Below are 12,004 nucleotides of genomic sequence, written 5' to 3' on the forward strand. Positions count from 1 at the left end.
ACTTAATCTTTATCTGGGAATGCCAACGAAGCGATTACCGATAGAATTAAAGCACCACCCACCACAGACAAGGACAAAGTGGTAGGAACGTGATAAAAAGGCGCTATAATCATTTTAGTCCCTATAAACGATAGAATAAATCCTAATCCATATTTCAATTTACTGAACATATACATGAAGTTCGCTAAAAGGAAGTATAGGGAACGCAACCCTAAAATCGCAAAGATGTTTGAGGTGTATAGGATAAATGGATCATCTGGAGCTATAGCAAAAATCGCTGGGATACTATCCACAGCAAATAGTAAGTCTGTAAATTCAACAATAGCTACTACAACAAATAAAGGGGTTGCCACTTTAATTCCGTTTTCTATAGTAAAGAATTTATCGCCATCAAATTGATGGGTTACTTTAAAAAATTTGTAAACAAACTTGGCACCAGGACTCTTTGTAAAATCTTTACTTCCTTCATCCTCTTCCTGACTCAGTGCCGATTTAATTCCGGCTACAATGAGAATTATACCAAATAGGGTTAGTAGGTAGTTAATTTTTACCACATGCCCAAAAAGTTCCATTTCTGGTAAATAGGTGTAGTTCAACAACCAAACCCCTGCAAAAATAAAAATCGCTCTAAAAACCAAAGCACCAATTACGCCCCAGAACAACACTTTATGTTGGGCTTCTTTTGCTACATTGAAATAACCAAATACTAAAATGAAAACGAATAAATTATCAACCGAAAGTGCTTTTTCAATCCAATAGGCGCCTTGAAATTGCATGAATTTTTCCGCTCCCATATAATGATAAATAATGCCACTGAATCCCATTGCAAGTGAAATCCAAATCACCGACCAAATAGCCGCCTCACGATTTGATATTACATGACCTTTTTTGTTTAAAACGCCTAAATCTAATACTAGCATTGCAATGATAGTAATGGTAAAAGCCGTAATAATTCCTGGGTGATCGATTAAATGATCGATTGCACCCGTTTTTAATGAAAATAGCATGGATTTAATTTAATTTTTCTGTTAATGCTTTGAAAACGGTTTTAGCATCCTTGTTTTCGTATAAAATTTTGTAAACAGCATCAATAATTGGCGTGTCAGCTCCATATTCTTGGTTTAGTTTGTAAGCACTTTTTACCGCATAATATCCCTCGGCAATCATGCTCATTTCCATTTGTGCTGATTTTACAGTATAACCTTTTCCAATCATGTTTCCAAACATTCTGTTTCGAGAAAATACGGAATATCCAGTTACTAATAAATCACCTAAATAGGCAGAATTATTAATGTTTCGTTTCATTTTATGTACTTTACGAATGAATTTTTTCATTTCGCGAATACCATTACTCATTAAAACGGCTTGGAAGTTATCGCCATAGCCTAAACCATGTGCAATTCCAGCCGCAATAGCGTAAATGTTTTTTAAAACTGCTGCATATTCGGTACCAATAATATCATCAGAAGTTTTCGCTTTGATGTAGTGCGAACTCAAGTTCTTGGCAACAAATTTGGCTTTTTTCTTATCACTACATGCAATGGTTAAGTACGACAAACGTTCCATTGCCACTTCCTCTGCGTGACATGGACCTGTAATTACCCCTATGTTTTCATAAGGGATGTCGTATTTTATGTGAAAATGTTCGCCCACAATCAAACTGGATTCGGGAACAATTCCTTTAATGGCTGAAAAAATGATTTTTCCCTCTAAACTTTCGGTTAAACTTTCCAATTCTTTGCTCAAAAAAGCAGAGGGAACCACAAAAATGACATAATCAGCATAAGCAACTGCTTCGTTGATGTCGTTAGTAAGTTTTAATTTATGTGTGTCGAACGCAACCGAACTCAAGTAGTTTGGATTGTGTTTTTGATGTTTTAAATGCTCAATAGCGTAAGTACTTCGCATATACCAAGCAATTTCGTCTTGATTTTCACAAAGCATTTTCGCAATTGCAGTAGCCCAACTTCCTCCTCCAATGACGGCAAATTTTGGCTTTTTTTCCATTTTACGATTTAATTTAGAACATCAAAAATAGGCATTTAAAAAGGATTTACAAAAAACGTTTGCGAAACTCTTTTTAATACAAAGGCACGAAGAAAAACTCCGCGCCTTTATTATGGTGAATACGTATTTTTTAATAACTCATTTCTACAATAGCCCTCACTTTTTCTAAAGTGATGTTTTGTTTTTCACCCATGGCTTTCCAACCTCTTTCCTCGAAACGGTTTACGATAAAATCAGCCGTTTTTTCAATATTTTCTGCGTTTTCTGAAATTTTCGTTTTCATGCCCATTTTATGGAAGAATTCAACTGTTTTTTCAATTGCTTTTTCTGCAATTTCTTCAGTTGAATTGCCTTGAATGTTCCAAACACGTTGGCCGTATTGCGCTAATTTCTCTTTTTTCGTGTCGAACATGACGCGGTATAAGTTTGGACCAATGATTGCCAATGTTCTTGCGTGGTCAATTTCGTATAGTGCGGTTAATTCATGACCAATCATGTGCGTTGCCCAATCCGAAGGAACTCCTTTTTGAATCAAGCCATTCAATGCCATGGTTGCACTCCAAACAAAGTTAGAAGCTAGTTTATAATCCGTTGGATTTTCTACTACATCAGGACCAATTTCAATTAGCGTTTGTAAAATACTTTCTGAAATTCGGTCTTGTAATAAAGCATCGTGTGTATAGGTTAAATATTGCTCCATAACGTGTGTGAACGCATCCACAACACCGTTTTGTAATTGTCTTTTTGGTAACGAAGTAATTACTGTTGGATCAACAATTGAGAATACTGGAAATAAAGCACTTCCACCAAGCGTTAGTTTTTCTTGTGTAGCTTCAATCGTAACCACAGCACCTGAATTCATTTCTGAACCCGTTGCTGGCAAGGTTAAAACGGTCCCGAAAGGAATTACTTGAGAGACATCTTTGAATAAAATTCGTTTTTTCAAGATATCTGCTTCGTCACCTTCAAAATTAACAGCTGCCGAAATAAATTTCACACCATCAATCACACTTCCACCACCAACGGCTAAGATGAAACCAATTTTTTCAGCACGGATAATTTCAACCGCTTTCATCAAAGTTTCAAAACGAGGATTCGGTTCGATACCGCCAAATTCTACAATATCGTGATTGGGTAAAGCCGCTTTTACTTGGTCGTAAACACCATTTTTGAAGATACTTCCGCCACCATAGGCAAGTAGAATCTTAGTATTTTTTGGAACTAAATCCGTTAGTTTAGCAATTTGTCCTTTCCCAAAGACATAATTAACAGGATTGTATAAATCGAAGTTTAGCATGTTTTTTTTATTTTAATTTGTTCAACAATATTTGTGCAACAGGTTTAGATGAAGCAGGATTTTGTCCTGTAATCAATAGCCCATCTTCTACAGCATAAGGATGCCAATTTTCTTTTTTGGAATAATTTGCGCCATTTTCTTTAAATACATCTTGTAGTAAAAACGGAACAACATTAGTTAATCCAACCGCATCTTCTTCTTCGTTTGAAAATCCAGTTACATTTTTTCCTTTTACAAGGAATTCACCATTTATTTTTACGTTTTTTAAAACGGCAGGAGCATGACACACAAATGCAACAGGCTTATTGTTGTTGTAAAAAGTTTCAATTAAAGCAATAGAATTTTTATCCTCAACTAAATCCCATAATGGCCCGTGTCCGCCAGGATAGAATACCGCATCATAATCTGCTGGATTGACTTCTGACAGTTTTATGGTATTCTTAAGTTTTTCTTGAAGTTCAGTGTCGTTATCAAATCTTTTTGTATCTTCAGTTGCTGCACTCGGATCTTCGCTTTTAGGATCAATTGGTGGTTCGCCTCCTTTTGGGGTTGCAATAGTAATTTCAATTCCTTGGTCTACTAATTCATAATATGGAGCAGCTAATTCTTCAGTCCAATAACCCGTTTTTTCTCCTGTATTTCCTAATTTATCGTGAGAGGTAACTACAAATAGCACTTTTTTCATAACTTTTCTTTTTTAGAATACAAAGTTACGCAATGGGATTGGGAACGAATGGTAAAGGAATGTTAAGAGATAACTAATTATTTTGTTTAAACGTTTTTAAACAACTCAACATCATTGACATATTTTTATTTAATTCTTTCGTTCTTGAGGCACCTGCATTTAAATAAAAATAATTATTGTCACTACTACTTTTAGTAATTATGGTTATCATTTCTAATTCGCCATAATTTCCAGAATTAGATTTAGAATGGATAAAGTATGCTTCATTTGTCAAAAAATCCGTTTTTCCAGAATCAATGATTTCCAAAGAAGCTTTTTGATTTATTTTTTCAATAAAGTAATCATACTCAGATTTCAAATCTTTTTTTAATGAAAATGGTTTCGTTTTTTGAATACTTATTCCGTGGATAAAGTTTTCATCATCAGGTTTTGAAAACGCATCAAGTCCTAAAATTATTTCATCATTATCTTCATAGTTTTCAATTTTACTTTCCCAGTTCAATGGTAAGAAGATTTCAAATTCATTATTTGGGTAAAAAAAATTTTCCTTAGCAAATTTTACAGGATAGTTTGCGTAATTTTCAAACGAAAATTGCTTTTCAGAACAAGAAAATAGAGTTGTAAAGAACAATATTAAAAGAATGTTTTTATGAAACATAATTATCAAGAATATACTTTGTTGTTCGCTTTTTTAATTCTTCAGCAGTGATGGCAGCTTCTAATTCCTTCTTGAAATTAAATGTTTTATGTTGTTTTCTAAAATTATCCAATTGATTAATTGTAGTTTCATCCTCTACAGAAGATAGCCATTTTAATAATTCCGATTTTTTAGTTACAACACTCATGCTTTCAATTGTTTATTAAAAAACACAAAAAATCTTAAAACCTTTTACTTCTTATAAAACAAATTATGTTCCACGTATTCCCAAACTTTATTCGGTAACATCGGAACCACATTTTTATCGTTTTTAATGCTTTCGCGAATGAAGGTGGAAGATAATTCAATAACTGGAGCGCCTACACGATGAATTTTTGGATGATTTACAAATTGCTTGTCAATTTCACCTGAATTTAATCTTGGATAGACATAAATATCGTGGTTCTGTAAAATGACTTCGTAGTTTTTCCACTTGTGAAGTGAGTTCAAATTGTCTTCGCCCATAATCAAGGAAAATTCGTTTTTTGGGAATTTTTCTTGTAAATGCGCTAAGGTATTTACAGTATAATTCGGTTGCGGTAACTTGAATTCGATATCAGAAGGTTGGATTTTTGGGTAATCTTCGGTTGCCAAATGTACCATATGCAGACGATGATAATCATCTAATAACGAACTTTTTTGCTTGTGCGGATTGTGCGGGGTAACCACCATCCAAATTTGGTCCAAATCAGAATATTCCGCCATGTGATTGGCAATAATTAAATGCCCAATGTGAATGGGATTAAACGTTCCGAAATACAATCCGATTTTCATGATAATTTATTAATGTAGAGACGCGATTAATCGCGTCTCTACGTGTTATTTATTAATAAAATCTTTTACTAATTGATACGCTTCTTCTTTTGCCACATCTAAATCATAATTTTTGATGATGGTGTCAAATTGTGGTGCGGTTGCTAATTCTACTGATGCTTTTGCGATACGCATGTTGATTTTGTCTTCGCTTTCGGTAGAACGTTGTTTTAAACGACGTTTTAATTCGTCAACACTTGGTGGTTTTACGAAAACCGCTAAGGTTTCGTTTGGGAATTTGCTTTTAATACGCAATCCGCCCGCAACATCAATATCAAAAATTACGTGTTTTCCTAATGCCCAAATGCGTTCAACTTCAGTTTTTAAAGTGCCGTAGAAATTATCAGTGTAGACTTCTTCCCATTCCACGAAATCTTCTGCTTTAATGTGCTTTTTGAATTCGTCCCATGAGATGAAATAATAATCTTTTCCATCTACTTCTTCACCACGAGGTGCACGCGTAGTACACGAAATCGAAAATTCTAAATTCAAATCGGGTTGGGCTAATAAATGGCGTACTATAGTGGTTTTTCCTGAACCTGATGGTGCAGAGAATACTAATAATTTTCCTTTGGTCATTTTGTTGTTCTTTAATCTAAAAAATCTAAAGTATCAAAATAATCTAAAAGATTTAGAGTTTTGTTTTCAATTATTTTTTTAATGGAAGCTCTCCAAAAGTCATTGTAAATCCTTCATTTTCTTTTTTAAATTTAAGAGGTAATTTGCCATTTTTTTCTAATCCCCATTCTTCTAACATATCCCCATTTACAAATAAGATAGCAACATTCAAATCAGAATTTTTCTTTAAATTTAATAGCCAATTTACATCTTCTTGAAGTTTTTTCTTTGAACCAGAATATTTATTCCAATTTTGAAAAATGTAGAAATCGGCTTTTGGTAATTCTTCTTTCCCAATGCTTTTCCCATTTATGTCACATAACTTGGTTAAGTACGTATTCATAGTCAAATCATTGTCATCCTTACAAGGTGCATAATTTTCATTAAAATTTTTAAATGCATTTTGCATTTGTACTCCTCCACATTCTTCTGTTCCCAAGTAACAATACTTTTCTCCTGTTGTTTTAAAAAGAAGTAATTCAGAATTCAAACCTAAAAGGATATTGTTTATAATTTCTTTTTCACTTCCTTTTTCTTGCACTTTCATAAAATAGGTTGACTCGTTTGGTAAAACAGTAGCAAAGTATGATGAAAGTTCAATTTTATCTTCTACTTTCGGATTTTTAAACCCAGCTAATGTTTTTACGGCTGTTCCACATGAGGAAAGAGAAAGAATAAATATAAATACTAATAAATTTCCTTTGGTCATTGTGTTGTGTTATTTTCTAGTGATAAGTAATTAGTGATAAGTAAAAAGCTTATTTAAGTGATTTAGAAAAGGCATTTATCATTTTAGATTCTTCTATAATAAGTTCTAAAATTTCATTATACAATTCAAAATTAACAATAAAACCTAATTCTTTTGCTATGATTAATTGAGTTTCTAATTCGCATAAAGAACCTCTTGAGATATCTATAAAATGACTAAAAGATTTGTCGGTATTTCTTCCATAACCTTCTGCTATGTTAGAGGGAATTGAAACGGAAGCTCTTTTAATTTGACTTGTTAAAGCGTATAATTCTTCCGATGGAAACGCTTTGGTTAATTGATAAACTTTTACTACTATAATTATTCCTTTTTTCCAAATTAATAGGTCTTTATACGAACTTATACTCCTCATTTTTTGACTTTTTACTATTCACTCGTCACTTTTCACTAAAATTAAAGAACATTCAAAACTTGTTCCTTAATTTTTTCCAATTCATCTTTCATCATCACTACCAATTTTTGCATTTCGGTATGATTCGATTTTGAACCCATGGTATTGATTTCTCTTCCCATTTCTTGCGTGATGAAACCTAATTTTCTTCCGTTAGCTTCCGTTCCGTTTAAGGTTTCTAAGAAATAGTTCAAATGGTTACCCAAACGTACTTTTTCTTCAGTAATGTCATATTTTTCTAGATAAAAAATCAATTCTTGTTCGAAGCGATTTTCATCTACATTGACTTTTAATTCATCTAAAGCTGTTCGTAAACGTGTTTTTACAGTTTCCACGCGTTCAGCATCGTAAGAAACCGCTTCGTTCATTAAATTGTTGATGTTGGCAATGCGTAATTGGAATTCTTTTTCTAAAGAAGCGCCTTCATCTTTTCTAAAATTCGCGATACTTTCCAAGGCTTCATCAATTACGGTTTGGATTTGTTTCCATTCGTTTTCATCGATTTCGTCGCGCTCAGTTTTTAAAGCATCAGGCATACGAACTGCCATTTTCATTAATTCCGTTTCATCTGCATTTGGAATTACGGCTTTCATTTGGTTAATGTACCCTTTCACAATCGGGACATTGATTTTGGAAGTTGTTTCTTCGCCTGTAACTTCTACATATAATGAAAAATCAACCTTTCCGCGTTCTAAACGTTGCGAAATTTGATTGCGTAAACCCAATTCCATTTCACGAAAAACCGATGGCATTCGTGTATTTAAGTCTAAACCTTTACTGTTTAGCGATTTGATTTCTACGGTAATTTTTTTGGTTGGTAATTGCAAAGATGCTTTTCCAAAACCCGTCATGGAGTGTATCATACGTTATAAAAATGTCTTCAAAGATAAGAAAATGCCCCCTAACCCCCAAAGGGGGAATAAGTTTGTGTATTTATTTCTAATTTATATAGCTAGGAAAAATTATTTAGGTAGTTTTCCCCCCTCCTTTGGAGGGGTTAGGGGAGGCTTTCTGCGTTACCAAATAAACACCAATAAATATCAACACCGCAGAAATCAATTTCACCAAACTCAAATCGTCTTTTCCTAAGCTTACGGCGAAAATAGTAGCGAAAAGGGGTTGTAAATAGATGAAAACCGCAACAGTTGTGGGTTTAAGTTCTCGCATGGAAACTAAATTCAACAAATACGTTAAGAAAGTCGAAAACACAACTACAAAACCAATTTTCCAGATGATATCTGTTGGCAAATTAGCAAAATCTATGGCTTGAAATTCGCCCCAACCAAAAGGTAACACCATCAAAAAACCAAAAGTGTAAATCCATTTCACAAAAGTGAAGGCATTGTATTTGTCCATTAATTTCTTTACGATGATGAGGTAAAATCCGTAAGAAACCGCATTTACAAAAACCAATAAGTTTCCTAAACTTGCGTTGGTTGCATTTACCAATGATTTTCCGTAAAGAATTAAAGTTATTGTACCAGCTAAGCCTAAAATGATTCCCAATACTTTTCGGTTTTGCATGCGTTCTTTCATGATGAATGCGGATAAAACCAAAACAATCATAGGTGTGGTTACCATCAAAACGGCTCCCATAATAGGTGATGTGTAACTTAATCCTTTGAAAAAAGTCAGCATGTTGAAAGCTACGCCGAAGAACGCAGCTGCAATAATTCGGGGAAAATCTTCTTTAGCGATTTTTTCTTTGGGTCCAAAAAAGGAGATTAACCAAAATAACAAAACTGAACCACCAACACGCATTACGATAAAGCCGAAAGCATCGACATATTTTGGCATTACGTCTTTGGCAATCGTAAATGTTACGCCGTAAATGATGGAAACTAAGGTAGCGGCAACTAATGCCCAACTTCTTTTTGACATTAGCTTAAAACAGTAATTACTTCGTGAATGTTTTTTGGACTATTTCCAATGTAAATCTTCCCATCGATAATAAAAACTGGGCGACTCAAAAACGTGTAATGTTCTAAAAGGTATTTTTTGAAATCGGCTTCGGTTAGCTTTTTATCTTTTAAACCTAATGATTTATATAACTGAGCTTTTTTACTGAAAAGCGCTTCGTAACTTCCTGAAAGTTGGTACATTTCTTCCAAATCTCTTTCCGAAATTGGATTTTGGCGAATATCAATAAAGGTCAATTTGTCAGAATTGGGTAACGATTTGATTATTTTTCGGCAAGTATCACACGAAGCCAAATAGTATATTTTGTTCATTTTATTGTTTTTCAATTTCTGATGCAAAAATACAGCCTTTTGAATTCTAAAAATCAGTAATTTTATAAAAAAATTAAGCCATGGACGCAACTTTTAGAATTTGGGAAACTAGCCGCGGATTATACAAGAATTTCTTAGATAGTTATTCGTTGGAACAATTGAATACAATTCCAGCAGGAATGAGCAATAATCTAATTTGGAATATTGGTCACGTTATTGTTTCCCAACAGAAATTGGTTTATGCTTTGTCAGGTTTGCCAATGCATATTCCCGATTCGCTTTTTGAGAACTATCAAAACGGTTCGCAACCAGATGGTAAAACTTCGCAAGCTGAAGTGGATGAAATCAAACAATTATTATTAGAAATGGTCGAAAAAACGAAAGTTGATTTTGAAGCTGGAATTTTCAAAGAATTTCATCCGTATCAAACTAAAACGGGATTTTATTTAGGAACTTGGAAAGAAGCGATGGAATTTAACAATTATCACGAAGGCATTCATTTAGGGATTATGATGTCGATTAAGAAATTTTTATAAAAAAATCCCGAACTTCAAACGCAATTGAAATTCGGGAATACTTAACATGAACTAATCTTTAGGAGGCAATTGATTCTTCTTTTTCACGGTTTAATTTTATATAACTTCCAAGATTTTCGATATTTAATCTTCTCGCATTCCTTTGAATGAAGAAGCGTTTTACTCTTAATTTGTACAAATCATAAACGATGACTACAGTTAAGACCAAACTCACAGCGTAAAACATTTTAAAACCAAGATACATATAGGTAAATCCTGATAAAATTGCGCCAAACAAATAAGAAGCAGCAATTGATAATAATAATTTCGCTTTTCCTTTTAAGGCCTCATTATTTCGGTATTCTGCTTTTGTAAACATGGAAAATAAAATACCTAAATCGGTTGTAGTGCCCGTTAAATGAGTGGTTTTTACGGTAAAATTAGAGATGCTTGCTGTTAATCCGTTTTGTAATCCCATGGCAAATAACATTAAGGCTAAAAGAATTTCAGTTTCCATTAATGTTTCTCTGTAATAGAATTGGCCATAGTATCCAACGAAAATTAAACAAATAATTTCTAAAATTAAGGGTAAAGCATGTGCCAAATAGGTGTTTTTTTGATTCAAATGAATGACAATTAAATTGGAAACAAAACTTCCAAAAAAGAACAAGAAAATCCACGAAAAGACCACGGCAATTTGGTAGAAATTTCCTTTTACAATTTCAGACGCTAAAATGGCATAATGTCCTGTAATATTTGACGAAAACGAGAAAAATAATAATAGCGAACCAATATTCACCATTCCCGCTGTAAATGCAGTAAGTGTTCCTAATTTTATGTTGTCTGAAAGGGAGCGACTATTATTATATTTTCTTAACATATGGGTTTGTTTTAACAAAGGTTAATCGTGCAATTCCTCTGGTATGTGTGTCGGTGTCAAAATTTAAAACCAATTTGTCGTCTGAAAGTTCTGTCAAATTGTAATGTTCTATATTTTGATTGTCGTACTTTATTTCTAAAATATTTCCTCTGCCTTTCATGTGCCAAGACACTTCTTTTTCATATCCATTTCCTTCTAAAATTAGTTTTCCATTTGGGTAGAATTTCCATTTTTCAGCCTTATGAATTACTAAATTTTCACCAATTAAGTCTTTTACATAATTTGAAATTGATGTAAAATCTTGTTTAATTGTTTCGTTTTTATCTGCTTTTTCATATTCCCAGGTAAGTTCGCTCCATTCGCCTTCAATTTCAATTTCAGGGTTTTTCGCCATGCTTATTAAGAAGATGAAAAGAGCAATTCCTAATCCGAAAACTAAGAGATATTGTGTCCAAATTTTTTTCATATGATTCGATTTTATCCCACCGAAATCTGATTGAAAAATACTTCAGCTAAATTTCCTTTTTCGGGAATATTTACATGATTTGTAATTTCAATCGTTGTGATTTCGACTTTAGCTTTGTTGAAATATCGCGTAAAATCAAAACTTTTTCGAGTTGAAAATGTTAGTTGATAATTTGAATTGATAATTTGATTGATTTGATATCCTTCGATAAAATTGTTGAATGCTGCTTGATTACTTCCGGTAAAAAAATCGATTTTTAATGAATTTATTTGAGAATCAAATTTGTTTTTGATTACTTCAAACGCTTCGATGAATGCTTCATTTGCTAATTCTTGAATTTGTTTGTTTTTTGAAAAGAAAAGTAGATCTCTAATAGAATCTCCAATGTTTAACCCGTGAACCAAAACAATGTTATAGTGGTTGTTAGGATTTTGGTTTAAAAATGTCTTTAAAATATTCAGAGATTGAATAGTAAAATCGGTTGGAATTAAAATTGTCTTTTTCATAGCTTCTTTTTTTCTTTTTGTTATGAAACAAATTTAGAAGTCCGAAATTAGAAGCAAATAAATCTTAAATTAGAAAACAATTAAAATGTAATGATTGAGATTAAAACGAGATTAGAAAAGTCTAAAGTT

Annotated in this window: 17 protein-coding genes; 1 reads left to right on the forward strand and 16 read right to left on the reverse strand. The window is 32.9% G+C overall.

Annotated features, from left to right (window positions below):
• Positions 1-2: 2 nt before the first annotated feature.
• The 13 genes from BUE95_RS04370 to BUE95_RS04430 all read right to left on the reverse strand — a co-directional run bounded on the left by BUE95_RS04370 (position 3) and on the right by BUE95_RS04430 (position 9,508).
• Positions 3-980, reverse strand: coding sequence for a TerC family protein (locus BUE95_RS04370; protein ID WP_073582438.1), 978 nt, complete (start codon positions 978-980; stop codon positions 3-5).
• Between the two features lie 31 nt (positions 981-1,011).
• Positions 1,012-2,007, reverse strand: coding sequence for an NAD(P)H-dependent glycerol-3-phosphate dehydrogenase (locus BUE95_RS04375; protein ID WP_073581781.1), 996 nt, complete (start codon positions 2,005-2,007; stop codon positions 1,012-1,014).
• A 130-nt stretch (positions 2,008-2,137) separates the two neighbouring features.
• A complete protein-coding gene (locus tag BUE95_RS04380) occupies positions 2,138-3,304 on the reverse strand; it encodes an iron-containing alcohol dehydrogenase (protein WP_073581782.1) in 1,167 nt (388 codons plus the stop codon).
• A gap of 7 nt (positions 3,305-3,311) precedes the next feature.
• Positions 3,312-3,989, reverse strand: coding sequence for a type 1 glutamine amidotransferase domain-containing protein (locus BUE95_RS04385; protein WP_073581783.1), 678 nt, complete (start codon positions 3,987-3,989; stop codon positions 3,312-3,314).
• A 73-nt stretch (positions 3,990-4,062) separates the two neighbouring features.
• Positions 4,063-4,647 (reverse strand): hypothetical protein, encoded by a 585-nt coding sequence (locus tag BUE95_RS04390; protein WP_073581784.1) that lies wholly within the window; start codon positions 4,645-4,647, stop codon positions 4,063-4,065.
• The gene (locus BUE95_RS04395; RefSeq protein WP_073581785.1) at positions 4,637-4,834 is read right to left on the reverse strand and encodes a hypothetical protein; all 198 of its coding nucleotides are present in this window, start codon (positions 4,832-4,834) and stop codon (positions 4,637-4,639) included. Before BUE95_RS04395 ends, BUE95_RS04390 begins: the two co-directional genes overlap by 11 nt.
• Positions 4,835-4,878: 44 nt before the next feature.
• Positions 4,879-5,460, reverse strand: a complete 582-nt coding sequence (gene nadD, locus BUE95_RS04400) for a nicotinate (nicotinamide) nucleotide adenylyltransferase (protein WP_073581786.1) — start codon at positions 5,458-5,460, stop codon at positions 4,879-4,881.
• 45 nt (positions 5,461-5,505) lie between these two features.
• Positions 5,506-6,078: a guanylate kinase gene (gene gmk, locus BUE95_RS04405; protein WP_073581787.1), complete on the reverse strand. Its 573-nt coding sequence runs from the start codon at positions 6,076-6,078 to the stop codon at positions 5,506-5,508.
• Positions 6,079-6,148: 70 nt separating this feature from the next.
• Positions 6,149-6,826, reverse strand: coding sequence for a hypothetical protein (locus BUE95_RS04410; RefSeq protein WP_073581788.1), 678 nt, complete (start codon positions 6,824-6,826; stop codon positions 6,149-6,151).
• Between the two features lie 49 nt (positions 6,827-6,875).
• The gene (locus BUE95_RS04415; RefSeq protein WP_073581789.1) at positions 6,876-7,238 is read right to left on the reverse strand and encodes a four helix bundle protein; all 363 of its coding nucleotides are present in this window, start codon (positions 7,236-7,238) and stop codon (positions 6,876-6,878) included.
• Between the two features lie 41 nt (positions 7,239-7,279).
• The gene (locus BUE95_RS04420) at positions 7,280-8,140 is read right to left on the reverse strand and encodes a YicC/YloC family endoribonuclease (protein WP_073581790.1); all 861 of its coding nucleotides are present in this window, start codon (positions 8,138-8,140) and stop codon (positions 7,280-7,282) included.
• 103 nt (positions 8,141-8,243) lie between these two features.
• Positions 8,244-9,158, reverse strand: coding sequence for a DMT family transporter (locus tag BUE95_RS04425; protein ID WP_073581791.1), 915 nt, complete (start codon positions 9,156-9,158; stop codon positions 8,244-8,246).
• Positions 9,158-9,508, reverse strand: a complete 351-nt coding sequence (locus BUE95_RS04430) for an arsenate reductase family protein (RefSeq protein ID WP_073581792.1) — start codon at positions 9,506-9,508, stop codon at positions 9,158-9,160. The genes BUE95_RS04425 and BUE95_RS04430 overlap by 1 nt, the downstream gene beginning before the upstream one ends.
• 80 nt (positions 9,509-9,588) lie before the next feature.
• On the opposite strand from BUE95_RS04430, the gene BUE95_RS04435 reads away from it, so the two are divergent.
• The gene (locus tag BUE95_RS04435; protein ID WP_073581794.1) at positions 9,589-10,044 is read left to right on the forward strand and encodes a DinB family protein; all 456 of its coding nucleotides are present in this window, start codon (positions 9,589-9,591) and stop codon (positions 10,042-10,044) included.
• Between the two features lie 58 nt (positions 10,045-10,102).
• On the opposite strand, the gene BUE95_RS04440 is transcribed toward BUE95_RS04435, so the two are convergent.
• Genes BUE95_RS04440 through BUE95_RS04450 form a run of 3 tightly spaced genes read right to left on the reverse strand, consistent with a single transcriptional unit; the run spans position 10,103 to position 11,875 of the window.
• Complete coding sequence (locus BUE95_RS04440; protein ID WP_073581796.1) at positions 10,103-10,903, reverse strand: YoaK family protein; 801 nt, start codon at positions 10,901-10,903, stop codon at positions 10,103-10,105.
• Positions 10,887-11,369 carry a hypothetical protein gene (locus BUE95_RS04445; RefSeq protein ID WP_073581798.1) on the reverse strand — a complete coding sequence of 161 codons (483 nt, stop codon included), beginning with the start codon at positions 11,367-11,369 and terminating at the stop codon, positions 10,887-10,889. The genes BUE95_RS04440 and BUE95_RS04445 overlap by 17 nt, the downstream gene beginning before the upstream one ends.
• An 11-nt stretch (positions 11,370-11,380) precedes the next feature.
• Positions 11,381-11,875, reverse strand: coding sequence for a hypothetical protein (locus BUE95_RS04450; RefSeq protein WP_073581800.1), 495 nt, complete (start codon positions 11,873-11,875; stop codon positions 11,381-11,383).
• Positions 11,876-12,004 lie beyond the last annotated feature (129 nt).

Source organism: Flavobacterium cucumis (genome assembly GCF_900148835.1).
In the GTDB taxonomy this organism is placed as follows: Bacteria; Bacteroidota; Bacteroidia; order Flavobacteriales; family Flavobacteriaceae; genus Flavobacterium; species Flavobacterium cucumis.

What these genes read in the sequence shown, in the direction of transcription:
- BUE95_RS04435 (WP_073581794.1), top strand. Translation starts at nt 9,589, where the DNA reads ATGGACGCAACTTTTAGAATTTGGGAAACTAGCCGCGGATTATACAAG.
- BUE95_RS04430 (WP_073581792.1), bottom strand. Translation starts at nt 9,508, where the DNA reads ATGAACAAAATATACTATTTGGCTTCGTGTGATACTTGCCGAAAAATA.
- BUE95_RS04415 (WP_073581789.1), bottom strand. Translation starts at nt 7,238, where the DNA reads ATGAGGAGTATAAGTTCGTATAAAGACCTATTAATTTGGAAAAAAGGA.
- BUE95_RS04390 (WP_073581784.1), bottom strand. Translation starts at nt 4,647, where the DNA reads ATGTTTCATAAAAACATTCTTTTAATATTGTTCTTTACAACTCTATTT.
- BUE95_RS04410 (WP_073581788.1), bottom strand. Translation starts at nt 6,826, where the DNA reads ATGACCAAAGGAAATTTATTAGTATTTATATTTATTCTTTCTCTTTCC.
- BUE95_RS04445 (WP_073581798.1), bottom strand. Translation starts at nt 11,369, where the DNA reads ATGAAAAAAATTTGGACACAATATCTCTTAGTTTTCGGATTAGGAATT.
- BUE95_RS04450 (WP_073581800.1), bottom strand. Translation starts at nt 11,875, where the DNA reads ATGAAAAAGACAATTTTAATTCCAACCGATTTTACTATTCAATCTCTG.
- nadD (WP_073581786.1), bottom strand. Translation starts at nt 5,460, where the DNA reads ATGAAAATCGGATTGTATTTCGGAACGTTTAATCCCATTCACATTGGG.
- gmk (WP_073581787.1), bottom strand. Translation starts at nt 6,078, where the DNA reads ATGACCAAAGGAAAATTATTAGTATTCTCTGCACCATCAGGTTCAGGA.
- BUE95_RS04395 (WP_073581785.1), bottom strand. Translation starts at nt 4,834, where the DNA reads ATGAGTGTTGTAACTAAAAAATCGGAATTATTAAAATGGCTATCTTCT.
- BUE95_RS04425 (WP_073581791.1), bottom strand. Translation starts at nt 9,158, where the DNA reads ATGTCAAAAAGAAGTTGGGCATTAGTTGCCGCTACCTTAGTTTCCATC.
- BUE95_RS04380 (WP_073581782.1), bottom strand. Translation starts at nt 3,304, where the DNA reads ATGCTAAACTTCGATTTATACAATCCTGTTAATTATGTCTTTGGGAAA.
- BUE95_RS04385 (WP_073581783.1), bottom strand. Translation starts at nt 3,989, where the DNA reads ATGAAAAAAGTGCTATTTGTAGTTACCTCTCACGATAAATTAGGAAAT.
- BUE95_RS04440 (WP_073581796.1), bottom strand. Translation starts at nt 10,903, where the DNA reads ATGTTAAGAAAATATAATAATAGTCGCTCCCTTTCAGACAACATAAAA.
- BUE95_RS04375 (WP_073581781.1), bottom strand. Translation starts at nt 2,007, where the DNA reads ATGGAAAAAAAGCCAAAATTTGCCGTCATTGGAGGAGGAAGTTGGGCT.
- BUE95_RS04420 (WP_073581790.1), bottom strand. Translation starts at nt 8,140, where the DNA reads ATGATACACTCCATGACGGGTTTTGGAAAAGCATCTTTGCAATTACCA.